Here is a 21,285-nt window from a genome sequence, read left to right as displayed (position 1 = left end):
TGATACGCGCGGTGGCTATGCGTGGCAACCGCAATGCCGACCGCATGTGGCGCCAATTTGGCGTTGCACGAAATAGCGTTAAGAAGGCTTGCGCCGCGACAAAGGCGATAGATTTAATCAGCTATTGGGATGGTCAGCGGGCCGCAGCCGTCCGCCGCGACGAAGATCGCCAGCAGCTCGGCCGGCTCGGTGGCGCTGGCATTCTCGGCGAAAGCGTGGATCGCGCCCGGCGCTTCGAACCAGGTCTGGGCCTGCGTGTAGGTCACTGCCGGCCCGCCTTCCATCTGTGAGCGCAGCGCTCCCTTGATGACGAAGGCCGTGACGGAACCCGGATGACGGTATCGCGGCGTATAGGCACTGGGCGGGAATTCGACCAAAGCCGTGGTGATTGAATGCCCAGGCACATTCGGCAGCCTTTCGCAGGAGAGCGGCTTTACCGTGGTGCTCGGACGCGCCGCCGCCTCTTCCCAGGCATCGGCCGCCATCATGTGGATATGTGCGTCCATTCCCCCAGTGATGGCGGCTGCCCTGTTGCTTTGGATCATGGCCGTGCCAAGCAGCCCCGCCGCGATGGCGGCGACGCCGAGCAACGCTAGGCCTCGCGAAGAAACGTCTTGGGTCATGTCGGCAACCCTCCTCTCATGCGGTCAGCCGGAAATCGGCGCGCCAGCCGAGCTCGCTGACGGCCTTGTCGGTCGTGATATGGCCGTTTGGCTCAGCGACATTGAAGGCGCCCTGCGTTCCGCGCTCGACGGCAAGCAGTGCCGCGTAAGCGGCGGCGTCGACATGCACGGCCGGCTCCGCGGCGCTTTCCGCGCCGGTGCCCGGTCCGTAGAGATGGCCGTAGCGCAGCACGATGCCGGTGATCGGCGAGGCGTTGAGCACATGCTTCTCCAGCGCAATGACGCCGCCGACGCTGATGGCGCGGCCGCCTTCCGCTCCGCTGTCCAGCGGATCGGTCTCGGCATGCGGCTCCGTTCCCGGCGCATAGACCCAGGCGATGCTTTGCGCGATCAGCCGCTTTGCGCCGGCAGCCTTCGCCGCCTCGACGAGGTTGTGGGTCCCCTCGTCGCGAATGCGGGCGTTGCGTGCGACCGCCTCGGCCATTTTCGATGGATCGAGCCCGGCCGGCAGGTCTGTGAGCTGATGGATGACGATCTCCGGCCTGGCCGCCACGACCGACGCGCGAAACGCGTTGGCATCGAACACATCGACCACCACGGGATCGGCGCCGAGCGCGCGAAGGTCGTCAGCCTTTGCCGCCTGGCGCGTCGTCGCCGTCACCTTGTGGCCGGCCGCTACCAGTTGCGGTACCAGCCGGCGGCCGATCGCGCCCGAGGCGCCGGCAAGAAAAATACGATGGCCCATCGTCTTTCGCTCCTTGTTGCGATAATATCAGAGTACGAATAACATATAAGAGCTCTGATATTATGCGCAAGAAGAATCCCTCCATTCCGGCCGCCGGCGAAGGCAAGCGCGGCGAGGAAGGCTATCTGGGCTATCTGCTGCGCCAGGCAGCCGGTGCCTACCGACTGAAGGTGGAGCGGGCGCTCGATGAATTCGCCGTCACACAGGCGCAGTTCGCGGCGCTTACCATGATCTCGGCCTATCCCGGCATCTCGAACGCCGATCTGGCCCGGCTGGCGGTGCTGACGCCGCAGACGGTGAGCGTGATTGTCGGCAATCTGGAAAAGGCCGGCTCCCTCGTCCGCCGGCCGCATGCCGTCCACGGCCGCATCCAGCACCTCGACCTGTCGGAGAGCGGCCGCGCCCTGCTGAAGAAATGCCGGGAGCGCGTCTACAAGCTCGAGGGCGAACTGACCGCCGGCCTCTCCGCCGAGGAGGAACGCGCCGTGCGGCGCTGGCTGGTCAACGTTGCGACCGCGGACGCGCCGCAGCCGTAAAGCCCTCCGGCGTTCAAGTCGGCGCGCCGCCGTCCGTCTCGTAAAGCGTAAGCTTGCGATCGCTGATGCCGAGCTCCGCCCAGCTCTCGCGCCACTCGGCGATATGCGCAGACTTGAAATGCGCTTCGAGCGCGGCGCGGTCGCTCCAGGCTTCCGAAACATGGATGAGCCCGGCGTCCAGCACATCCTGCGCGTAGGAATAGTGAAGGCAGCCCGGTTCGGCCCGGCTTGCCAGGATCATGCGTTGCATCGCCGGCCTTGCCCGTTCGAGCCTGTCGGCTGGCAGCCGGATCGTGCCGGTGATCAGAAGCATTTGCCATCCTTTCGCAAGACCGTGGCAAGGTCCCGTAGCCACTCTCCCACCTTCGCGCAAGCTTGGCGGGTTACGGTCGAGGGCCTGCCTTGTGCGTGGCGGTTCTTGATTTGGGGACGACATGGCGATCAGCGAAACACTCCCGTCGGGCCTGGTGGCGAAGAACGGCCGTGACGTGTTCTTCGCGCTCGGCATCGTCGTCATCCTGGCGGTGCTGTTCCTGCCGATCCCCGCCTTCCTCATCGATATCGGCCTTGCCTTCTCGATCGCGCTCTCGGTGCTGATCCTGATGGTGGCGCTGTGGATCCAGCGCCCGCTCGATTTCTCGTCCTTCCCGACCGTGCTGCTGATCGCCACGATGCTGCGCCTGTCGCTCAACATCGCCACCACGCGCATGATCCTGTCGCACGGCAATGAGGGCACGCATGCCGCCGGCTATGTCATCTCCGGCTTCTCGAAACTGGTGATGTCGAGCGACTTCGTCATCGGCCTCATCGTCTTCATGATCCTGATCGTGGTGAACTTCATCGTCATCACCAAGGGCGCCACCCGTATCGCCGAGGTCGGCGCGCGCTTCACCCTCGACGCCATCCCCGGCAAGCAGATGTCGATCGACGCCGACCTCTCCGCCGGCATGATCGACGAGAAGACCGCGCAGTTGCGCCGCCGCGAGTTGGAGGAAGAATCCTCCTTCTTCGGCTCGATGGACGGCGCTTCGAAATTCGTGCGCGGCGACGCCATTGCTGGCCTGATCATCACCGCCATCAACATCGTCGGCGGCATCGCCATCGGCTATCTGCGCCACGGCATGGGCCTCGGCCAGGCGGCCGACGTGTTCATCAAGCTGTCGGTCGGCGACGGCCTGGTCACCCAGATCCCGGCCCTCATCGTCTCGCTCGCCGCCGGCATGCTCGTCTCCAAGGGCGGCACGCGCGGCTCGGCCAACCAGGCGGTGTTCGGCCAGCTCGGCGCGCATCCGCGCGCGCTCTATGTCGCGGCCTCGCTGCTGGTCATCCTCGGCCTGATGCCCGGCCTGCCGCTGTTCCCCTTCTTCGCGCTCGCCGGCGGCATGGCCGGCCTCGGCTACATCATCCCGCTGCGCCAAAGCCGCGCGCTTGCCGCCGCCGAAGCCCTGAAAACGCAGGAGAAAGCGAACAAGGTCGAGGAGGAGAAGAACTCGGTCAAGGCCTCGCTCGTCACCGCCGAGATCGAGCTTCTGATCGGCAAGCAGTTGTCGACCAGGCTGATGGTGGCGCATCAGGAACTGGTCTTCCGCATGTCGAAGATGCGCAAGAAATTCGCCCAGCAATACGGCTTCGTGGTGCCCGAGGTACGCGTCGCCGACGACTTCGCCATTCCGCCGAAGAGCTACCAGATCAAGGTGCACGGCACGGTGGTCGCCGAATACCAGATGCGCGTCGGCGAGATCATGGTTCTGCTCGGCACGCGCGGCGTGCCGGAAATCCCCGGCGAGGAGATCCGCGAGCCGGCCTTCGGCATGCGCGCCTATTCGGTGCTCGAAACCTTCGCCGAGGATCTGAGGCGCGAGAACTTCACTTTCGCCGACAATATGTCGGTGCTGCTCACACATCTTTCCGAGGTGATCCGCAACAACCTGCCGCAGCTTCTGTCCTACAAGGACATGAAGGCGCTGCTGGAGCGGCTCGACCCCGAATACCGCAAGCTCGCCGACGAGATCTGCACGTCGCACATCTCCTATCCCGGCCTCCAGGCGGTGCTGAAGCTTTTGCTTGCCGAGCGCGTCTCGATCCGCAACCTGCATCTGATCATCGAGGCGATCGCCGAGATCGCGCCGCATGTGCGCCGCACTGAGCAGATCGTCGAGCATGTGCGCATCCGCATGGCGCAGCAGATCTGCGGCGACCTCTCCGAAGGCGGCATGCTCAAGGTGCTGCGCCTCGGCAACCGCTGGGACCTCGCCTTCCACCAGAGCCTCAAGCGCGACGCCAAGGGCGAGGTGCGCGAATTCGACATCGACCCGCGCCAGCTTGAGGAGTTCGGCCAGGACGCCACAAAGGCGATCCGCAAGCATCTCGAGGCCGGCGAGCGCTTCGTGCTCGTCACCGCGCCCGACGCGCGTCCCTATGTGCGCATGATCATCGAGCGGCTGTTCACGACGCTTCCCGTGCTCAGCCATGTCGAGATCGCCAAGGGCGTCGAGATCAAGGTGCTCGGAACCATCTCGTGAACGCGCTCTCGCAAGGCGTCGTCATCGCCGCCTTCCTCGCCTTCTGCCGCATCGGCGCCTGCTTCATGCTGATGCCCGGCCTGTCGAGCGCCCGCGTGCCGATCCAGATCAGGCTCTTCGTGTCGGTCGCCGCCACCGGCGGCTTGCTCGCTTTCCTGTGGGACCGCATCTACCCGTTCGTCGATCCGCGCCCGCAAGTGCTCGCGCCGATGATCGTCTCCGAGCTGCTGGTCGGCGGGCTGATCGGCGCCATGACCAGGCTCTACATGGAAGCGCTGCGCTTCATGGGCTCGGCCATCGCCACGCTGATCGGCTATGGCGGCTCGGGGGGGCCTGCGATCGAGGAGCCGGAGCCGCAGGCGGCACTTGCCGCCATCATCTCGTTCTCGGCGCTGCTTCTGCTCTTCGTCTTCGACTTCGACCACGAGATCGTCAAGGCGCTGGTCGCCTCCTACCAGGTCGCGCCGGTCAACGTGTTCTTCAATCCGCAGGCGGCGCTCGTCGACGTCACCGACACGGTGTCGGACGCCTTCTTCCTGGTCATCCGCCTCGGCAGCCCGTTCGTCGCCTATGCCATCCTGGTCAATCTGACGATCGGCTTCGTCAACAAGCTGACGCCGCAGATCCCGGTCTATTTCATCTCGCTGCCCTTCGTCATTGCCGGCGGCATGATCATCTTCTACTTCGCCGTCGGCACGCTGCTGTCGCTGTTCGTCGACGGCTTCGTCGACCTCACGCTGGCAAGATAGGCGCCATGACGACGCGAAAAGACCGCCTGAAGAAACTGGTCAAGGTGCAGGAGCAGTTGAAGGCGCTGCACGAAACCCGTCATGCCGGCTTCCTTGCCGCCGCCGTCAAGGCGGAAGCGGAGGCCAAGGAGCTGATCGAGCATTTCGACACTGACAAATCGCTCGCCGGCCTCTTTCCCGCGCTCTACCACAAGCGCATCACCGACGCGCTCGGCCGGCAGCAACAGAACCTCGAAAATGCCCGCCAGGAAGCGTCGCTGGTCGCCACTGCCACGGCGCGGACCAACATGGTCGAGCGCGCCTACAAGGACGTGCGCCGCCGCGACGAACGCGAACGCTCCGACCGCGAGCGGCTCGACCTGATCACGCAGAAACGGGCCGAGGAGTAGCCCAGTAATAACCCGAAGGTGATTCACGGACGACATCGCGACCGCATTGCGCCGCATGTCGGACGCTGAATTCGAATTCCTCATTACCTGAAGCCGACATGGATTGCCGCTGGCGTTGGCCAACGCGCTTGGGCGGCGAGCGACACTATTGCTCGAAAGGCTCTCCAAGCGATGCCACGCCGTTGAGCTTGAGCAGACGCCGGTTCGAAGAAATGATGCCCAGCACAATGATTGTCACGATATAGGGCAGGCTCGATAGAAGTTGCGAAGAGACGTCCAGTCCGGTCGCCTGGGCCGCCAGGCTTGCCAGGGAGACGGCGCCGAAGAGGCAGGCGCCGAGAAAGATACGGCTGGTGAGCCAGGTGCCGAAGACGACGAGCGCGATCGCGATCCAGCCGCGCCCGGCAATCATGCCATCGGCCCACAGCGGCGTGTAGACCACGGCCGCGTAGGCGCCGGCGAAGCCCGCCAACACGCCGCCGAAGGCGACAGCGGCGAAGCGCACCGCGATCACAGGATAGCCGAGCGCATGGGCCGCCTTGGGATTCTCGCCGACGGCGCGAACGACAAGGCCGGTCTTGGTGTAGGCGAATACTGCCCAGATGGCGACGGTCGCCGCCAGCGAGAGCCACACGACGACGTCCTGGGCGAACAGGCCGCCGATGACCGGGATATCTGAAAGCCAGGGCAACGAAAGCTTCGGAAGGCCTTTGACCGTGAGGCTCTCATAGGTCTTGCCGAACAGTGCCGATAGGCCCTGGCCGAGTATGCCTATGGCGAGTCCCACCGCGACCTGGTTCGCGCGGAACCCCAGCGCGATGACGGCAAAGACAAGGGAAAGAGCCGCGCTGGCGAGGCCCGCGGCGAGGAAACCCAGGAGGTGGCCGCCGCCGTGATAGACGATGATGAAGGCGATGATCGCCCCCAAGGCCATCAGTCCCTCCACGCCGAGATTGAGGACGCCGGCCCGCTCGGCCACCATCTCGCCGAGCGCCGCCAAAAGGAACGGCGTGGCCGCCGCCAGCATTCCGGCGACGATGAACTCGAGGGCATTCATGGAGCGCTTCCCTGGGCGGCATGGCGCCATTCGAGCCGGTAGCGGACGAAGGCGATGGCGACGAGATAGGCGAGCAACAGGCTGCCCTGAAAGACCCGGACCGCGGCGACCGGCAGATTTGCCGACACCATGGCGTTGTCGCCGCCGATATAGAGGGCCGCCATGAGCAGCGCGGAAAAAATGATGCCTATCGGATGAAGTCCGCCGAGATAAGCGACGATGATGGCCGCATAGCCGTAGCCGGTCGAGATGGAGCGCTGCAACTGGCCGAGCGGCCCGGCCACCTCGGCCGCCCCGGCGAGGCCGGCCGCGAAGCCGCCGATGAGGAAGGAAATCCAGATTGCGCGGCCTTCGTTGAAGCCGGCGTATGCGGCCGCGCGCGGCGCGAGGCCGCCGACCTGCAGCTTGTAGCCCGCGAAACTCCTCTGCATGAACAACCAGGCCGCGAGGGACAGCGCGCAGGCGATAAGCAGCGAGACGTTGACGCGGGTGCCGGGGATCAGGATCGGCACCATCGCGTCGTACTGGAACATGACCGACTGCGGGAAGTTGAACCCGGCGGGGTCCTTCCAGGGGCCGAGAAGCAGGTAGTTGAGCACTTGCGCGGCAACGAGCGCCAGCATCAGCGATACGAGAATCTCGTTCGCGTTGAGCCGCACGCGCCAGAACGCTGTGAGCGAAGCCCAAAGCGCGCCGCCCAGCGCACCGAGGACGAGCATGGAGGGCCAGATCCACTGCCCCGTCGCCTGCGGGAGCCAGATGGGAATGGCCGACGCGAAGATTGCGCCGAGGATGAATTGGCCCTCGGCGCCGATGTTGAAAACCTTGGCGCGAAAGCCGATCGCAAGCCCCTGCGCGATGAGCAGTAGCGGCCCCATCTTCAGCAGGACTTCCGAGAACGAAGCCCAGGACAGGAAAGGTTCGAGCAGCATCGCGTGGAAAACGGCTACCGGATCGCGACCCATCAGGAGGTAGAGCCCGAGATTGAGCAGTGTCGCAAGGCCCAGCGCCACGGGCGGGGCGAGCAGCTTGATTGCAAGCGAGGCATGTTCGCGGCGAACCAGAACGGGAAGGAACCCCAGGGGCAGAGCGCTCATGCGGGGACCTTTTCGGCGGTCGTATGCGCACCGATCATATAGCGGCCGATCTCCTCGGGTCTGGTGTCGCGCGTCACCAGCGGCGGACTGAGCCGGCCCTGATGGATCACCTGGATGGAATCGCAGAGCTCGAACAGTTCCTCCAGTTCCTCCGAGATGACGAGAATGCCCATGCCTTTATTGCGAAGGGCGACGAGGCGCCGGCGGATGGCGGCTGCGGCGCCGATGTCCACGCCCCAGGTGGGCTGCGCCACGAACAGCAATTTCGGCGACAGCATGATCTCGCGGCCGACGATGAACTTTTGCAGATTGCCGCCCGAAAGCGCCCCAGCCTCCGTTTCGGAGCCCGGCGTGCGTACGTCATACTGCCGGATGCACTCTTCGGTGAAAGCTTTCGCCCGGGGCGTGTCGACCAGCCCGCGTTTCAGGAGGCCGGAGGGATGGGCGGTCAGAAGGCTGTTGAGGACGAGCGACATTTCCGGCACCGCGCCGCGGCCCAGCCGTTCCTCGGGAACGAAGGCGAAACCCAGCCGGCGGCGGGCGGCCGCATCGAGCACGCCGACGTCCTTGCCCATCATGAAGATACGCTCGGACTTTTCCCGCGGCAGCACTGTCTCGCCCGAGATCAGCGCCGCGAGTTCGCTCTGGCCGTTGCCCGATATGCCGGCGATACCGAGGATCTCGCCTGCCCGGACCGTCAGGCTGATGTCGGAAAGCGTCACGGCGAAGGGATCGTCGGGCCGATGGTCGAGGCCGACGATTTCAAGGCGCTTCTCTCCGCCGGAATGGGCAACCGCCGGCATGGGCTGAGGCATGTCGCGGCCGATCATCATGCGGGCGAGGTCATGCGCGTCGTGGTCGCGCGGATCCACGTGGCCGGTGATGCGCCCTCCGCGAAGGATGGTTGCACGGTCGCAGACCGCGCGAATCTCCTCCAGCTTGTGCGAGATGAACAGGATGGAGACGCCGCCGTCGCGCAGCCGCCGCAACGTCTCGAACAGCTTGTCTACGGATTGCGGCGGCAGGACGGAAGTCGGCTCGTCAAGGATCAGGAGCTCCGGTCGAGTCATCAGGCAGCGGATGATTTCCACCCGCTGCCGCTCACCGACCGAAAGCGAATGCACGTGGGCGAGCGGATCAACCTCCAGGCCGAAGTCGCGGCCGAGCTTGCGGATGCCTTGCGCAAGATCCGATTTGGCCCCTGGCACGACAAGCCGGATGTTCTCGACGACTGTCAGCGTCTCGAACAAGGAGAAATGCTGGAAGACCATGCCGATCCCCTTGCGCCTCGCATCCGCCGGGGACGCGAGGGCCAGGGGTTCTCCTTTCCAGGTCGCCGATCCCGCGTCGGGCTGCTCGACACCGTAGATCAGCTTCATCAGCGTCGACTTGCCCGCCCCGTTCTCTCCGAGGATCGCATGGATCGAGCGCGGAGCCACGTCCAGATCGATGTCTCGATTGGCATGGATCTGGCCGTAGCTCTTGGAGATGCCGCGCAGCGACAGAAGCGGGGCGGTCATGGTTACTTGGGCAGCGGCGTTGTGACACCCTTGACGTGCCAGTCCATGGCGACGATCTCGGCCTGGGTCATCGTCTTGCCGGCGGGGACGCCCTCGCTGCCGTCGGCCTTGGCGATCGGACCGGTAAAGGGCGAGAAGCTGCCGTTGGCGATCTTGGCTTCAACCTCCTTGATCTTGGCCATCATGTCGGCCGGGATGCCCGGGTTCCAGTCAACGACCTCGACAACCTTGTCGCCGACGCCCAGGAAAGCGTTGGCGCCCTTGAAGCTGCCGGCGAGGTGGGCGTCGACCGAGGCCTTGAAGAAGGGCGACCAGTCGGTCGCCACGCAGCCGAGATAGGTCTTGGGCGCGTATTTCTTCATCGACGAGTTGAGGTTGAAGGCGGGGACGCCGGCCTCCTCGCAGGCCGAAATGACGGACGGCGTGTCCTGCGCGTTGGAGAAGATCACGTCGCATTTCTGCGCCAGCAGCGCCTTGGCGGCTTCCTGCTCCTTGGCCGGGTCGAACCAGGAGTTCACCCATACGACCGAAACCTCGACATCGGGCTTCACCGCCTGCGCGCCCAAGGTGAAGGCGTTGATGGAGGTGATCAGCTCGGGGATGGCGAAGGCGGAGACGGAACCGAGCTTGCCGGTCTTCGAAAGCGCGGCCGCCGCCATCCCCATCAGATAGGTGCCCTGCGAATATTGGGCCGCGAAGGGCGAGAAGTTCGGCGCCACCTGGAAGCCGGAAGCATGCAGCACCGTGACGTCGGGATTGCGCCGCGCGACCTGCAGGGCGCCGTTCTGGTATCCGAAGGACCCGGCGATGAGGAACTTGTTCCCATCGGCGACCGCCTTGTTCATGATGCGGTCGGCGTCCGGTCCCTCCTGTATGTTCTCGATGATGGTGACCTTCACCTTGTCGCCATAGGCTGCCTTCACCGGCTCGAGCCCGTCGGCGAGCGCGCGACCCCAGCCGACATCGCCGACCGGCGAGGGGACCACCAGCGCGATGCCCAGCGGCTCGTCGGCGGCAAGCGCGCGGCTGCCCACCGCGGCAACGAGGCCGGAAGCGGCGGCGCCCTTCATCAATGTTCTGCGGGTAAGATTTATCAGCATGTCGGTTCCCCTTGCTTTTGGTTTTGGTTGCTAGAATTCCACGGTCGCGAGCGCCGCATCGGCTTGCGCGAACATCCTGGCCTCGTCGAGCCCCGGGAATTCTCCCTTGGCCCAAACGACCCGGCCGTTGATCATCGTCATGTCGGTCGGCGCGCCGATGCCCACCTTGGCCAGCAGGCTCAGCGGATCATGCCGCGTGCCGACATAGTCCATGCGCCGGGTGTCGATGGCGAAGAGGTCGGCGGCCATGCCGGGCGCCAGCCTGCCGATGTCGCCGCGCCCGAGCAGCGCCGCACCTCCCGTCGTCGCATAGCCGAGAAAATCGGCCGGCGGCGGCACCGGATGGTCGCGCGTCGACGCCGCCAGGCATTGCAGCATGTAGGCAGAATGGATGCAGTGCATCAGGTTGGAATTGTCGTTCGAGGCGGCGCCGTCGCAGCCCAGTCCGACACCGAGCCCGAGGGCCGACATCGCCGGTATGTCGGTGATCTCGGCGCCGACCAGATAGACCGGCTCAGGGCAATGCGAGACGCCGGTCCCGCTTGCCGCCATCTTGCGCAGCTCGTCGTGGGACAACTCCCAGCAATGGGCATAGAAGGCATCCGGCCCGCAGAAGCCGATCTCGGCGCAATAGTCGACCGTGCGCAGGCCGTGACGGGCCTGCATGACGGGGCTTTCGCCCTCGCCGACATGGGTGTGCATGCGCACCTTGCGGTCGCGCGCCAACGCCACCGATTCCACGAAGGTGTCGCGATAGCAGTTGACCGGCTGGCAGGGCGCGACGACAACCTGGCGCATGCCGAAGCGACCGGCATCATGGTAGGCGTCGATCAGCCGGGCGCAGTCGGCGATGAACTCGTCCGTCGTTTCCAGCATGGCGTCGGGGATGGTCGAGCCTTCCGATTTCGGCAGCGTGTTGCCGCCCCGTCCGGCGTGGAAGCGCATGCCGAGCAGTTCGGCCGCTTCGAACTGCCGGTCGATCAGCCGTTTGCCGGCGTGCCGCGGAAAACAGTATTGATGGTCGAAAGCCGTCGTGCAGCCGTGCTTTATCAACTCCGCCATCGCCGTGACCGACGCGTGGTAGAAGCATTCCTCGGTCAGCCGCGAGAAGATGGGGTAGATGCGGTCGAGCCATTCGATGACCGACAGCTTCGTCCAGTCCAGGTCGGCGCGGTTGCGCACGAAGCATTGAAAGAAGTGATGATGGGTGTTGACGAGGCCGGGATAGACAAACCACCCGGCAGCGTCCTGCGCGACGGTGCCGCCAGGCAGTTCCCCCTTGTCGAGGCCTTCGCCGATGGCCCGTATCGCCGGGCCGTCGGTCAAGACATCGACATTGCGACGGACGCGCGGACCGTCGCCATCGTCGACGATGACCGCAGCGCAGTTCTTCAACAGATAACCCGCCATGTCAGGCTTCGCCGCCTTCAGGTGAGGGCTCGGGTTTGAGCTCGTGCAGCCGGTGGATGCCGGGCATCTCGATGAAGCCGTCGATGGCGCGGATCGCCCGCGACCATAGCCGGATCGCCGGATAGGGATCGAGCGAAACGCCGCCGTCCGGAGCCAGCGCGACATAGGGAAAGCAGGCGATATCGGCGACCGTCGGTCGGTCCGACGCAAGGAAGCGCTGACCGCGGATGCGCCGTTCGACGAGGCCGGCTTCCAGTTCCCGCAGGGCCGCCGTGCCCTGCGCGCGAAGCGCATCGATATCGCCCGGACGCAGCAGCATCTCGTGCAGGCGCGCCGCTCCCAGGCTGGCGGTCAGTCGCTGCGAGAAGGAAAGCCATTGCTGGACGGTCGCCGCCTGCCCGGCCGCATCGTTGCCCAGCCATTGCGGCGCCGCCGTCGCGGCCAGGTAGACCAGCATGGCCGAGGATTCGGTAAGCACGAGGTCGCCATCCTCCAGAATCGGGATCGAGCCCGCCGGGTTGAGCGCCAGGAGTTCGGGGCCGCGATGCTCGGCGCCGGGATGGAAGTCGACGGGGCGGATATCGAGCGTCACACCGGTCAGTGCCGCCATCAGGCGCACCTTGTAGCAGCTCGGTGACAGCACGTAGTCGTAGAGCTTCATTGCGCCACCAGTTGCGCGCCGTAGGTGTAGCCGTGGCGTTTCAGCCAGCGCCGATAGGCAACCGAGGTCAGGTCGGCCCGCGTGGGAATCTCCATGCCGGGATCGAGCGGCAGCAGCCCCGGGATCTGGTTTTCCAGGATCGACCGGTCCTGGACGAAGATTGTCTGCTGGAAATGGATCAGGTCCGTCATCGGCGTTTCGTCGTCGAACAGCGCCATCCATGGCCAGACGTCGCACAGGTCTTCGGCAAGCGGCTGCACGAAAAGGGTGATGACGTCCCATTCACCCGGGCGCGGCGGGCAGGTCTTGTAGAGGATCGAGCAGGTCGGCGCGGGCACGCGATACATGTATTGCGTGGTGATGCCGCCTTGCGCCGACTTGGCGGCCTGCGGCTGGTAGAACTGCACCTGGGTCGCCCATACCTCGTCGTCGTCCTCGCGGATCTCGACCTTGTAGTTCTGCACCTCCGTATGCGGCTCGGCTCCCAATATGTCGGTATGGACGAACGGAAAATGCGCGATGTCCAGGAAGTTCTCCACCGCGCGCAGTGGCGAGCAGCGCACGCGCACCACCCCGACATCGACGAGCCGGCGGCCGGGTTGGTCGGCCTCGGGGATCGCAAACAGCGGCTTTTGCGGATCGCCGAGCGACGACCAGACATGGCCATAGCGGATACAGGCCGGCAGAACACGTCCGTTGCCGCCGGTGACCTTAGCGCTCCCGTCCTCGCCGAGCCTCACCTCGATCGGCTCGCCCATGAGGGCGGTCTTGCGTCCATGCGCATCGAGCTGGCTGACAAGGCCGACCGGATACCATTCGTCGATCATCGCGTTGCGGGTCATCGGGCGGTCCCGCTGGCCGCAACATGCTCGGCCGTCCGCCGCAGCGCCTCGGCGGCCCTCGACGCGGCGATACGCTCGCTCGGATTGCTGTCCTCGTCCACCAGAACATGCATCAGCGTCCGCGCTTTCCCTTCGGGAGCAAGCAGCAGCCGCACGGTCCGGCCATCATGCGCATAGTCGAGCAGGCCTTCAGCGGCCTTCGTCCCTGCGGCCTCCTCCAGCGCGGCGATGTCGGCCTCCACCACCATTGAGCGCAGGGGGGTAACTCCGTCGAACCGTGGCGGCCCAGCGGCGGGTTCGCCAACCGGAATCCAGATGATGCCGCCGCCATCCTCGACGGGCTGTGTCGCGACACGAATCGTGTCCGGCGGCGTCAGTGCCGGATGGGCCGGAATACGTAGGCAGTTTCCCGCCTGGGCATAGCTCCAGCCGTGATAGATGCAGGACAGGGTCTCACCGCGCACGAAGCCATGGGAGAGGCGCATGCCGCGATGAGGGCATCTGTCGGCAAAGGCCGCCATACGGCCGGAGCGACTTCGCCAAAGGGCAACCGGCCCGGCTGGGGATTGCGCTGGCATCACGGTTCCCGCCGGCAAGTCCGCGGAGAGTGCAACAGGTATCCAAGAGCCGGTCGAGTAGGGAGGCATACATCAACTTTCAAACGACACCAGCATGTTCCCGGGCGCGGCTTAGCGGTCAAGGACATGCTAAAAGACCCGGTCACGTTTGCACAACATTTCCTCACTGGCAATAATGCCCAAAAAAGGTGCATTGCACCTTTCGCAGGGACAGGCCGCAGGCCGGAAACTAGCCCGATTCGCTCTCTATCGGCACCCGGCGGATGGCCTCGACCCAGACATCGATTGGTCCAAGAGAGCACCCCATCTCCATCATGTCGACGAGCTCGGCTGGACCGGCAATGTCGAGTTCGATGCGGTCGGGACCGGCAAAGCATATTGCCTGCGCGAGCCCGAGCTTGGCGGCATGACGCTCGATCCACGGAAGGAAGGATGCCGCCTCGACATCGCCGAGGATCGTCATGTGCTCCCGCCAGAAATGGTAATTTTGCTCGCTCATAGAAGCCTCGGCAACGAAACAGATATATAGCTATCTACATTTTGCTCAATCGCTGAAGCACCTTTGGAGCGAGCTTGCTTACAGCGGCCGTTCCCGGGCAGCGCCTTGTCGACGGCGGGAAGTGGCCGTTCCGGCCCCCTACAGGGTAATCAGGATGTGGGCAGCTGCTGTCCGCATTCCGCCTCCCTTTTCCCGCAAGCCTGCCACAAGCTTCTTCAGCCATTGTGCAACTAACAAAACCGGCAAAGGGCGGACTTTTTTTGGCCATTTCCCCACCCAGCGACATCGTCATGGACGTCGCCCGCGCAGCGGAGCCGGCCGACGTCGAGGCCGCGCGTGCGGCGCTCCTCAGGCGCGCGGGTGGTGCGCCTGGCGCTTTCTCGGTCGATCCGTCCGCGACGGTCGATGCCGGCTCCGTGCTCTCGCGCGCGACTGCCGACAAGGCGGAAGCCGCCAATCCCGCGAAGAAGTTCCAGCGCTTCGAGGCGATGGTGCTGACGACCTTCATCCAGAACATGATGCCCAAGGACACCGAGGGCGTTTACGGCAAGGGCCTGGCCGGCGACATGTGGAAGTCGCAGCTCGCCGAAAAGGTGGCCGATGTCATGGCCGCGCATGGCGGCATCGGCATCGCCCGATCCATGCTCGCCGACCACTATCTCGACGGCAAGCACAAGGTGCCGGTCGGCCCCGTTGCCGGCGGACCGCAGAAAGCCGAGACCGACCAGCAGACCAGGCTTTCGACCTCGATGGTCGAGGAGCTTGAACGCAAGGCCGCGCGGTCGATGACCGGCGACGACACAACCATAAAAACGGACATCAAGATCTAGGGACCTACATGGCCGACCAGACGGACCTTTCCAACCTTCCCGCGCGCGCCAATGCATTGGAAGCGCCCGCCGCCGCACGACCCGGCAACCTCGCCGCCATCATCGGCCGCATCGAGGAAGTCGTGGACGAGGAGACCGCCGGCATCCGCAGTGGGACGGCCTATGACCTCAAGTCCTCGAACGCGCGCAAGAGCCGGTATCTTTACGAGCTCAACCGCGCCTTGAAGGGCGCCAACGAGATCGAATTCCTCGAGCAGCATCGCGAAGGCCTTTTGCGGCTGCGCCAGAAACTGGCCAAGAACGAAGCGGCGATCCTTGCCCATCTCAACGCCGTCAACGAGGTCGCCACGCTTCTGAGGAACGCCATCCAGCGCGCGGATGCCGACGGTACCTATTCGGCCGGCGAGTTCGGAATGGCCAGGGCCTGATGAACATGATCGCGGCGCAAGGACAGACCTGGTGATAAAATTCATCGCCGCCGCGCTGTGGATTTGCGCCGTGACGCTCGGCGCTGTCTTCTACTCCTTCCAGGCGGCCAGCCAGCGCGGCGCGGCCGAACCGCCGAAGCCGATGCTGGGCGGCCTCGACTACGTCAAGACCGACATGATCTCGGTGCCGCTGCTGCGCGATGGCACGATCGACGGCTATTTCCTCACCAAGCTCGTCTACACGATTGAGCCGGAGCAGATGAAGAAGCTGTCGGTCCCGGCGCAGGCGCTGATGACCGACCAGGTCTATTCCTACCTCTATTCCAATCCGCAGATCGATTTCACCAAGAAGGAATCGATCGATCTCGACGCCTTCCGCAAGTCGATCCGCGATACCATCAACACCCGCATCGGCGTCGAGCTGGTGCACGATGTGCTGATCGACCAGGTCAACTTCCTCTCCAAGGACGATATCCGCGACAACGCGCTGCGCCGCCGCAGGGGTGCCGGCGAAACCGCAGCGGCGATGACCAAGGCGTTCAAGGCCACGCCGGAGCATTGATTGCCCGGGCTCGGCACGGATGCCTCAGCCGCGCTTACTCCTGTTGCGACATGACGCATGGTGACCGCGTTGACGTTAACGTCAACTCGAAGCTATATGCGCCGGTGACAGGTGGCCGCGCCCGGGCGCGGCGCCTCGCCCAGCGGCTCGACAAGCCGGTGCGCGTCAACGCAACCAAAGGAGAACCGCCATGGGCGTTCAGGAGATTGCCGACAGGATCAGGTCGCGCGTGGCAAGCGCCGGCTTCGAACATTCGGTCAAGTTCGACACCGGCAGCGACGGCGTCATCGTCATCGACGGCGCGACCGTCTCGACCACCGATGCGCCGACCGACTGCACCGTCAAGCTCTCGCTTGACGATCTGGACTCGCTGATTGCCGGCGACCTCAACCCGACGATGGCCTTCATGGCCGGCAAGCTCAAAGTCGAAGGCGACATGACCGTCGCCATGGCGCTCAGCCAGCTGCTCGGCTGATCGTTCGCAAGAAACAACGCCGCCCATCGGGCGGCGTTGTTTCTTGTCGAATAGTAGCCGTCAGGCGACGAAGCCCGGCGCCTGACCCTTGATCTTGCGGCCGGCCGCCTTGATCGTGCCCTTGGCGCCATCCAGCGCGCCGTCTTTCAGCTCCAGCGCCAGAAGCCGGTGCCGCTCATAGGGGCCGGGCATGGCAAGCGCTCCGGTGCGATCGGCCGAGAAGCCGAACCGTCCGTAATAGGGCGCATCGCCGACGAGCAGGATCGCGCCATGGCCGAGCCGCGCGGCCTCGGCGATAGCATGCCGCATCAGCGCCGAGCCGATGCCGCCGCTCTTCAAGCCAGGCTCGACCGCCAGCGGGCCAAGCAGAAGCGCTGCGGGACCGCCCTCGCGCAGCCTCACGTCCCAAAGCCGCACCGTGCCGACGACGACGCCCAACGCATCGCGGGCCACGAAGGCCAGGCCCTCCGAGGGCCGCCGGCCGCGCCGCAGCTTCTCGGACGACTTCTTCTTGCGCTTCGGCCCCATGGCGCGGTCGAGCAGCATTTCACGCGCCGCAGCATCGCCGGCGCCTTCGCCTACGATGACAAAGGCAGGCGCATGGGCGGCCCCCTCGTCCGGCGCGCCGCGCGAGCCAGCCTGTGCCCGGAGGGCAAGGGAGGGCGCCAGCGCCGCCGAAAGACTCTTCTCCCCCGCGGAGAAAAGCTCAGCCGACGGTCCGGACGAGGGGGCAATTGCGGTGGCCTGGATGGCCGATTTGGTCAGGTATTCCATATCCGCGATCCTTCACGAGCGGAGATCTGTTCCACAAGCGAGCCCGGGCGGATGACAGCACCCACCCGGGTTGATCTGAGCGGTTTCTTGCGAACTGCTCAGATCACGTAGGATCGGAGAGGCTCGAAGCCGTTGAAGGCGACCGCCGAATAGGTGGTCGTGTAGGCTCCGGTGCCTTCGATCAGCACCTCGTCGCCGATGGTCAGCGACAAGGGCAGCGGATAAGGCGTCTTCTCGTACATCACGTCGGCCGAATCGCAGGTCGGGCCGGCGAGCACGCAAGGCGCGGTCTCCGAGCCGTCATGGCGCGTGACCAGCGGATAGCGGATCGCCTCGTCCATGGTCTCGGCGAGACCGCCGAACTTGCCGATGTCGAGGAACACCCAGCGCACATTGTCGTTGTCGGCCTTCTTCGAGATAAGCACGACTTCCGACTTGATGACGCCGGCATTGCCGACCATGCCGCGGCCCGGCTCGATGATCGTCTCGGGCAGCGCGTTGCCGAAATGCTTGCGCAGCGCCGAGAAGATCGCCTGGCCATAGGCCTGCGCCACCGGCACGTCCTTCAGGTAACGGGTCGGGAAACCGCCGCCCATGTTCACCATCTTCAAGACGATGCCTTCGTCGGCCAGCGTCGCGAACACCTTCTTGGCGTCGCCCAGCGCGCGGTCCCAGGCCGACAGGTCGGTCTGCTGCGAGCCGACATGGAACGACACGCCATAGGCGTCGAGGCCGAGGCCCTTGGCATGGCGCAGCACGTCGACGGCCATCGCCGGCACGCAGCCGAACTTGCGCGACAGCGGCCACTCGGCGCCTTCGCCGTCGGTGAGCACGCGGCAGAACACGCGCGAGCCGGGCGCGACGCGGGCGATCTTCTCGACCTCCTCGACGCAGTCCACGGCGTAGAGGCGAATGCCGAGCTGGTAGGCGCGTGCGATGTCACGCTCCTTCTTGATGGTGTTGCCGAAGGAAATGCGGTCGGCGGGCGCACCCGCGTCCATCGCCATCTCGACCTCGGCAACCGATGCGGTGTCGAAGGACGAGCCCATCGCAGCAAGGAGGCGCAGGATTTCCGGCGCCGGGTTTGCTTTCACCGCATAATAGATCTTGGAATCGGGCAACGCCTTCTCGAAGGCGCGGAAATTGTCGCGCACGACATCGAGGTCGACGACGAGGCAGGGACCGTTCGGACGTCGGGTGGCGAGGAAGTCAAGGATGCGCTGGGTAGCCATCGGGGTCTCTCCATAACGCCTTTCGGCGCGCACAAAGGCTGCGGAACGCGGGCGCTCAGCCTCGCGAACTCGCGGTCAAACAAAGGCGGGACGTCAAATCCATGGAACCAGCCGGTGGAGACCCCGGAACCATGAAATGCCGTCTCGCGGCGATGAACCTTGGCCTTGCCCGGCCTCGGTTCGCTTTGTCTGCCTTGGCTTGGATGGGAGACCCCGTCCGCACTGCCGGCAATGAAGGTGTGCCTCTTTAGTAACCCCGGTCTTTGGACAACCGGAAGAGAACCAGAAAGGCCCGCACCGTCGTTGCTTCAAGGTGTCCTCGATCTTGTGGTTGGCCACTGACCGACTGGAGTGGTTGGCTCCAGTTACCTTACCGATTGCCCTCACCATTCGAGGATCGGCGGACACCCACAGGCACGTGCGACTTTGGGCAAGCGCGATATAGGAGCGAAGGGTTTCACAATCAATAAAAATCGTAGGCCCAGGTTGTAAAATTTCTGGCATCGAACAATGTTGGTCGCACCGTATCCGGAAATCGAACGATGCCAGGAACTCAAGGACCGCTGAACGCCTTCCTCGATCTGCGCCAAATGCCTGTGGCGCATGCGGAATTGGGCCCGCTCGCCGGCCTGCGCCTGGCGGTCAAGGACATCTATGACGTCGCCGGCTACCGCACCGGCTGCGGCAACCCGCAGAAATTCGAGGAGGCGCATGCCGCCTCGCGCACCGCCGAAGCGGTGCAGGCGATCCTCGATGCCGGCGCGCGATTCGTCGGCAAGACCCAGACCGATGAACTGGCCTTCTCGCTGTTCGGCCAGAACGCGCATTTCCCCTACCCGGTCAACCCCGCCGCACCCGAGCGCGTCACCGGCGGCTCCTCTTCCGGCTCGGCGGCCGCGGTCGCGGGTGGGCTGGCGAACATTGCCACCGGCTCCGACACCGGCGGCTCGATCCGCGCCCCGGCGAGCTTCTGCGGCCTGATCGGGCTGCGCACCACCCATGGCCGTATTTCGCTCGACGGGGCGATGAAGCTGGCATCGAGCTTCGACACTTTCGGCTGGTTCGCCGATGACATCGAGACCTACGAGACGGTCGGCAAGCTTCTGCTCGGCCGCGACCCGCATCAGCACCCGCTCAACCGCCCGCTGTCGATTCGCTGGCTGGACGCCTTCGTCATGGGCCCGGCAGAGGCCGCGCAATATGCGCGCATGAAGGCGCTGGCCGCCTCTGTCATCGGCCAGCCCGTGGAGACCGAATACGCCTTCGCCTCATTCCCCGATGAGCTTTACTGGTGCTTTCGCCGCCTGCAGGCTTTCGAGGCCTGGCGCGAGCATGGCCCGTGGATTTCGGCCGGCGGCCGCCTCAGCCCGGGCGTCGAGGAGCGTTTTGCCTTCGGCCGCACCATCGATGCCAAGGCCGCCGCCGCCGAAGCGGCGCGGCGGCTGGCGTTCCGGGACGAGCTCGGCGCCCTGCTCGGCAACAACGGCTTTCTGGTCCTGCCCACCGTTCCCGGCGCGCCACCGCTCGCCGCCAGCACGCCGGAACAGTTCCAGGCCTATCGCGAAAGAGCGCTGCATCTCTTGTGCCTTTCAGGCCTTTCGGGCTTTCCGCAGATCACCTTGCCGATCGGCTCCGTCGACGGCGCACCCTTCGGCCTTTCGCTGCTCGGCCCTTCCGGCAGCGACGTTGCCCTGATACGGCTCGGCCGCAGGATTCTCGACGCGGCACGAAAGGTCTGACCATGGATACATTGACCCGCATGCGCGCCTTCATCGACGTGGTCGAGGCGGAAGGCTTTTCGGCCGCGGCGCGCAAGATCGGCCGCTCCAAGGCGCTTTTGTCGAAATATGTGCGCGAGCTGGAGGACGAGCTCGGCGCGCTGCTCTTGAACCGCACCACGCGCCAGTTCTCGCTGACCGAAGCCGGCCACACCTATTATCAGCGCGCCTCCGAGATCGTGCGCGAGGTCGACAGCCTTGCCGAGGCGGTGCGCCAGTCTTCCGGCGACGTCCGCGGCAGGATCAAGCTGTCGGCCGCCCGCACCTTCGCCGACGCGCCGATCGGCCAATCGCTGATCGACTTCACTAGGCAGCACCCCGACATCGTGCTCGACATCCATCTCGACGACCGCTTCGTCGACCTGGTCGAGGAAGGTTTCGACCTTGCCGTGCGCATCTCGCGGCTGGAGAACTCTTCGCTGATCGCCAGGCGACTGGCGCCGTTCTCAGTCAGGCTTTGCGCGTCGCCGGAGCTGATCGCCAAACATGGCGCGCCGACCAGGCCGCAGGATCTCGCCAACCTGCCCTGCATCGTCGATACCAACGGCCGCTCGCTGGCCAACTGGCGCTTCAAGGGCGAAGGCGAGGAATCCATGAGCGTCGCCGTGTCCGGGCCTATCGAGGTCAACAGCCCGATCGTGGCGAGAGCCGCCGCGCTCTCCGGCCTGGGCTTCGCCATGCTGCCCGATTTCATCGCCGCCCCCGACGTCGCGTCCGGCAAGCTGGTCACAGCGCTCGACGATCGGCTCCTGTCGGGCACCGGCATCTTCGCCGTCTACCCGCACCGCCGCTATCTGCCGGCCAAGGTAAGGGTTTTCGTCGACTTCCTGGTGCACTGGTTCCGGACGCGCGATACGGCGTCGTAGCGGTCGCGTCCC

24 protein-coding genes are annotated in these 21,285 nt (G+C 65.2%); 10 read left to right on the top strand and 14 right to left on the bottom strand.

Annotated elements, in window-relative coordinates; all coding sequences use genetic code 11:
• Positions 1–113: 113 nt before the first annotated feature.
• Positions 114–623, bottom strand: a complete 510-nt coding sequence (locus DPM35_RS06960) for a cupin domain-containing protein (protein ID WP_112126569.1) — start codon at positions 621–623, stop codon at positions 114–116.
• Between the two features lie 16 nt (positions 624–639).
• A complete protein-coding gene (locus tag DPM35_RS06955) occupies positions 640–1,368 on the bottom strand; it encodes an NAD-dependent epimerase/dehydratase family protein (RefSeq protein ID WP_112126568.1) in 729 nt (242 codons plus the stop codon).
• A gap of 62 nt (positions 1,369–1,430) precedes the next feature.
• Between DPM35_RS06955 and DPM35_RS06950 the strand changes: the two genes are divergently transcribed.
• The gene (locus DPM35_RS06950) at positions 1,431–1,904 is read left to right on the top strand and encodes a MarR family winged helix-turn-helix transcriptional regulator (RefSeq protein WP_112126567.1); all 474 of its coding nucleotides are present in this window, start codon (positions 1,431–1,433) and stop codon (positions 1,902–1,904) included.
• A 13-nt stretch (positions 1,905–1,917) separates the two neighbouring features.
• Here the strand turns inward: DPM35_RS06950 and DPM35_RS06945 are convergent, their stop codons facing one another.
• A complete protein-coding gene (locus DPM35_RS06945; RefSeq protein WP_112126566.1) occupies positions 1,918–2,217 on the bottom strand; it encodes a putative quinol monooxygenase in 300 nt (99 codons plus the stop codon).
• A 121-nt stretch (positions 2,218–2,338) separates the two neighbouring features.
• Here DPM35_RS06945 and flhA point away from each other — a divergent pair, with 121 nt between their 5' ends.
• The 3 genes from flhA to DPM35_RS06930 are packed head-to-tail and all read left to right on the top strand — an operon-like array spanning position 2,339 to position 5,564.
• Entirely contained in the window at positions 2,339–4,426 is a 2,088-nt protein-coding gene (gene flhA, locus DPM35_RS06940) for a flagellar biosynthesis protein FlhA (protein WP_112126565.1), read from the top strand.
• Complete coding sequence (fliR, locus tag DPM35_RS06935; RefSeq protein WP_112126564.1) at positions 4,423–5,175, top strand: flagellar biosynthetic protein FliR; 753 nt, start codon at positions 4,423–4,425, stop codon at positions 5,173–5,175. The genes flhA and fliR overlap by 4 nt, the downstream gene beginning before the upstream one ends.
• A 5-nt stretch (positions 5,176–5,180) precedes the next feature.
• Positions 5,181–5,564, top strand: coding sequence for a hypothetical protein (locus tag DPM35_RS06930; RefSeq protein ID WP_112126563.1), 384 nt, complete (start codon positions 5,181–5,183; stop codon positions 5,562–5,564).
• Between the two features lie 145 nt (positions 5,565–5,709).
• Here DPM35_RS06930 and DPM35_RS06925 read toward each other — a convergent pair whose 3' ends face one another.
• The 9 genes from DPM35_RS06925 to DPM35_RS06885 all read right to left on the bottom strand — a co-directional run bounded on the left by DPM35_RS06925 (position 5,710) and on the right by DPM35_RS06885 (position 14,328).
• Positions 5,710–6,621, bottom strand: a complete 912-nt coding sequence (locus DPM35_RS06925) for an ABC transporter permease (protein ID WP_112126562.1) — start codon at positions 6,619–6,621, stop codon at positions 5,710–5,712.
• Positions 6,618–7,718, bottom strand: a complete 1,101-nt coding sequence (locus DPM35_RS06920) for an ABC transporter permease (protein WP_112126561.1) — start codon at positions 7,716–7,718, stop codon at positions 6,618–6,620. The genes DPM35_RS06925 and DPM35_RS06920 overlap by 4 nt, the downstream gene beginning before the upstream one ends.
• Positions 7,715–9,238, bottom strand: a complete 1,524-nt coding sequence (locus DPM35_RS06915; protein ID WP_112126560.1) for an ABC transporter ATP-binding protein — start codon at positions 9,236–9,238, stop codon at positions 7,715–7,717. Before DPM35_RS06915 ends, DPM35_RS06920 begins: the two co-directional genes overlap by 4 nt.
• A 2-nt stretch (positions 9,239–9,240) precedes the next feature.
• On the bottom strand, positions 9,241–10,335 hold the full coding sequence (locus DPM35_RS06910; RefSeq protein ID WP_181591973.1) for a BMP family ABC transporter substrate-binding protein: 1,095 nt from the start codon (positions 10,333–10,335) through the stop codon (positions 9,241–9,243).
• 33 nt (positions 10,336–10,368) lie between these two features.
• Positions 10,369–11,748, bottom strand: coding sequence for an amidohydrolase (locus tag DPM35_RS06905; RefSeq protein ID WP_112126558.1), 1,380 nt, complete (start codon positions 11,746–11,748; stop codon positions 10,369–10,371).
• Between the two features lies 1 nt (position 11,749).
• On the bottom strand, positions 11,750–12,409 hold the full coding sequence (locus DPM35_RS06900; RefSeq protein ID WP_112126557.1) for a glutathione S-transferase family protein: 660 nt from the start codon (positions 12,407–12,409) through the stop codon (positions 11,750–11,752).
• Entirely contained in the window at positions 12,406–13,251 is an 846-nt protein-coding gene (locus DPM35_RS06895; RefSeq protein WP_112126556.1) for an aromatic ring-hydroxylating oxygenase subunit alpha, read from the bottom strand. The genes DPM35_RS06900 and DPM35_RS06895 overlap by 4 nt, the downstream gene beginning before the upstream one ends.
• The gene (locus DPM35_RS06890) at positions 13,248–13,898 is read right to left on the bottom strand and encodes a Rieske (2Fe-2S) protein (RefSeq protein ID WP_112126555.1); all 651 of its coding nucleotides are present in this window, start codon (positions 13,896–13,898) and stop codon (positions 13,248–13,250) included. The genes DPM35_RS06895 and DPM35_RS06890 overlap by 4 nt, the downstream gene beginning before the upstream one ends.
• Before the next feature lie 160 nt (positions 13,899–14,058).
• Positions 14,059–14,328, bottom strand: a complete 270-nt coding sequence (locus DPM35_RS06885) for an acylphosphatase (protein ID WP_112126554.1) — start codon at positions 14,326–14,328, stop codon at positions 14,059–14,061.
• A 290-nt stretch (positions 14,329–14,618) separates the two neighbouring features.
• Between DPM35_RS06885 and DPM35_RS06880 the strand changes: the two genes are divergently transcribed.
• The 4 genes from DPM35_RS06880 to DPM35_RS06865 all read left to right on the top strand — a co-directional run bounded on the left by DPM35_RS06880 (position 14,619) and on the right by DPM35_RS06865 (position 16,623).
• A complete protein-coding gene (locus tag DPM35_RS06880) occupies positions 14,619–15,158 on the top strand; it encodes a rod-binding protein (protein WP_112126553.1) in 540 nt (179 codons plus the stop codon).
• An 8-nt stretch (positions 15,159–15,166) separates the two neighbouring features.
• Positions 15,167–15,586 carry a hypothetical protein gene (locus DPM35_RS06875; RefSeq protein WP_095817122.1) on the top strand — a complete coding sequence of 140 codons (420 nt, stop codon included), beginning with the start codon at positions 15,167–15,169 and terminating at the stop codon, positions 15,584–15,586.
• A 31-nt stretch (positions 15,587–15,617) separates the two neighbouring features.
• Positions 15,618–16,148: a hypothetical protein gene (locus tag DPM35_RS06870; RefSeq protein WP_112126552.1), complete on the top strand. Its 531-nt coding sequence runs from the start codon at positions 15,618–15,620 to the stop codon at positions 16,146–16,148.
• A gap of 190 nt (positions 16,149–16,338) precedes the next feature.
• Positions 16,339–16,623, top strand: a complete 285-nt coding sequence (locus DPM35_RS06865) for an SCP2 sterol-binding domain-containing protein (protein ID WP_112126551.1) — start codon at positions 16,339–16,341, stop codon at positions 16,621–16,623.
• Between the two features lie 60 nt (positions 16,624–16,683).
• Here DPM35_RS06865 and DPM35_RS06860 read toward each other — a convergent pair whose 3' ends face one another.
• Both DPM35_RS06860 and odc2 read right to left on the bottom strand, forming a co-directional pair.
• Positions 16,684–17,208: a GNAT family N-acetyltransferase gene (locus tag DPM35_RS06860; RefSeq protein ID WP_425373347.1), complete on the bottom strand. Its 525-nt coding sequence runs from the start codon at positions 17,206–17,208 to the stop codon at positions 16,684–16,686.
• 287 nt (positions 17,209–17,495) lie between these two features.
• On the bottom strand, positions 17,496–18,629 hold the full coding sequence (odc2, locus tag DPM35_RS06855) for an ornithine/lysine decarboxylase (RefSeq protein WP_112126550.1): 1,134 nt from the start codon (positions 18,627–18,629) through the stop codon (positions 17,496–17,498).
• 542 nt (positions 18,630–19,171) lie between these two features.
• Between odc2 and DPM35_RS06850 the strand changes: the two genes are divergently transcribed.
• Positions 19,172–20,368, top strand: coding sequence for an amidase (locus DPM35_RS06850; protein WP_112126549.1), 1,197 nt, complete (start codon positions 19,172–19,174; stop codon positions 20,366–20,368).
• Positions 20,369–20,370: 2 nt separating this feature from the next.
• Positions 20,371–21,273: a LysR family transcriptional regulator gene (locus DPM35_RS06845; RefSeq protein WP_112126548.1), complete on the top strand. Its 903-nt coding sequence runs from the start codon at positions 20,371–20,373 to the stop codon at positions 21,271–21,273.
• Positions 21,274–21,285 lie beyond the last annotated feature (12 nt).

Source organism: Mesorhizobium atlanticum (assembly GCF_003289965.1).
Classification (GTDB): domain Bacteria; phylum Pseudomonadota; class Alphaproteobacteria; order Rhizobiales; family Rhizobiaceae; genus Mesorhizobium; species Mesorhizobium atlanticum.
Note: the sequence above shows the minus strand (reverse complement) of the source record. Positions and strands in the feature narration are given on the sequence as shown.

Excerpts from the sequence above, each read along its gene's own strand:
- DPM35_RS06960 (WP_112126569.1), bottom strand. The coding sequence starts at position 623 with ATGACCCAAGACGTTTCTTCGCGAGGCCTAGCGTTGCTCGGCGTCGCC.
- DPM35_RS06955 (WP_112126568.1), bottom strand. The coding sequence starts at position 1,368 with ATGGGCCATCGTATTTTTCTTGCCGGCGCCTCGGGCGCGATCGGCCGC.
- DPM35_RS06950 (WP_112126567.1), top strand. The coding sequence starts at position 1,431 with ATGCGCAAGAAGAATCCCTCCATTCCGGCCGCCGGCGAAGGCAAGCGC.
- DPM35_RS06945 (WP_112126566.1), bottom strand. The coding sequence starts at position 2,217 with ATGCTTCTGATCACCGGCACGATCCGGCTGCCAGCCGACAGGCTCGAA.
- flhA (WP_112126565.1), top strand. The coding sequence starts at position 2,339 with ATGGCGATCAGCGAAACACTCCCGTCGGGCCTGGTGGCGAAGAACGGC.
- DPM35_RS06930 (WP_112126563.1), top strand. The coding sequence starts at position 5,181 with ATGACGACGCGAAAAGACCGCCTGAAGAAACTGGTCAAGGTGCAGGAG.
- DPM35_RS06925 (WP_112126562.1), bottom strand. The coding sequence starts at position 6,621 with ATGAATGCCCTCGAGTTCATCGTCGCCGGAATGCTGGCGGCGGCCACG.
- DPM35_RS06920 (WP_112126561.1), bottom strand. The coding sequence starts at position 7,718 with ATGAGCGCTCTGCCCCTGGGGTTCCTTCCCGTTCTGGTTCGCCGCGAA.
- DPM35_RS06915 (WP_112126560.1), bottom strand. The coding sequence starts at position 9,238 with ATGACCGCCCCGCTTCTGTCGCTGCGCGGCATCTCCAAGAGCTACGGC.
- DPM35_RS06905 (WP_112126558.1), bottom strand. The coding sequence starts at position 11,748 with ATGGCGGGTTATCTGTTGAAGAACTGCGCTGCGGTCATCGTCGACGAT.
- DPM35_RS06900 (WP_112126557.1), bottom strand. The coding sequence starts at position 12,409 with ATGAAGCTCTACGACTACGTGCTGTCACCGAGCTGCTACAAGGTGCGC.
- DPM35_RS06895 (WP_112126556.1), bottom strand. The coding sequence starts at position 13,251 with ATGACCCGCAACGCGATGATCGACGAATGGTATCCGGTCGGCCTTGTC.
- DPM35_RS06890 (WP_112126555.1), bottom strand. The coding sequence starts at position 13,898 with ATGCCTCCCTACTCGACCGGCTCTTGGATACCTGTTGCACTCTCCGCG.
- DPM35_RS06885 (WP_112126554.1), bottom strand. The coding sequence starts at position 14,328 with ATGAGCGAGCAAAATTACCATTTCTGGCGGGAGCACATGACGATCCTC.
- DPM35_RS06880 (WP_112126553.1), top strand. The coding sequence starts at position 14,619 with ATGGACGTCGCCCGCGCAGCGGAGCCGGCCGACGTCGAGGCCGCGCGT.
- DPM35_RS06875 (WP_095817122.1), top strand. The coding sequence starts at position 15,167 with ATGGCCGACCAGACGGACCTTTCCAACCTTCCCGCGCGCGCCAATGCA.
- DPM35_RS06865 (WP_112126551.1), top strand. The coding sequence starts at position 16,339 with ATGGGCGTTCAGGAGATTGCCGACAGGATCAGGTCGCGCGTGGCAAGC.
- odc2 (WP_112126550.1), bottom strand. The coding sequence starts at position 18,629 with ATGGCTACCCAGCGCATCCTTGACTTCCTCGCCACCCGACGTCCGAAC.
- DPM35_RS06850 (WP_112126549.1), top strand. The coding sequence starts at position 19,172 with ATGCCAGGAACTCAAGGACCGCTGAACGCCTTCCTCGATCTGCGCCAA.
- DPM35_RS06845 (WP_112126548.1), top strand. The coding sequence starts at position 20,371 with ATGGATACATTGACCCGCATGCGCGCCTTCATCGACGTGGTCGAGGCG.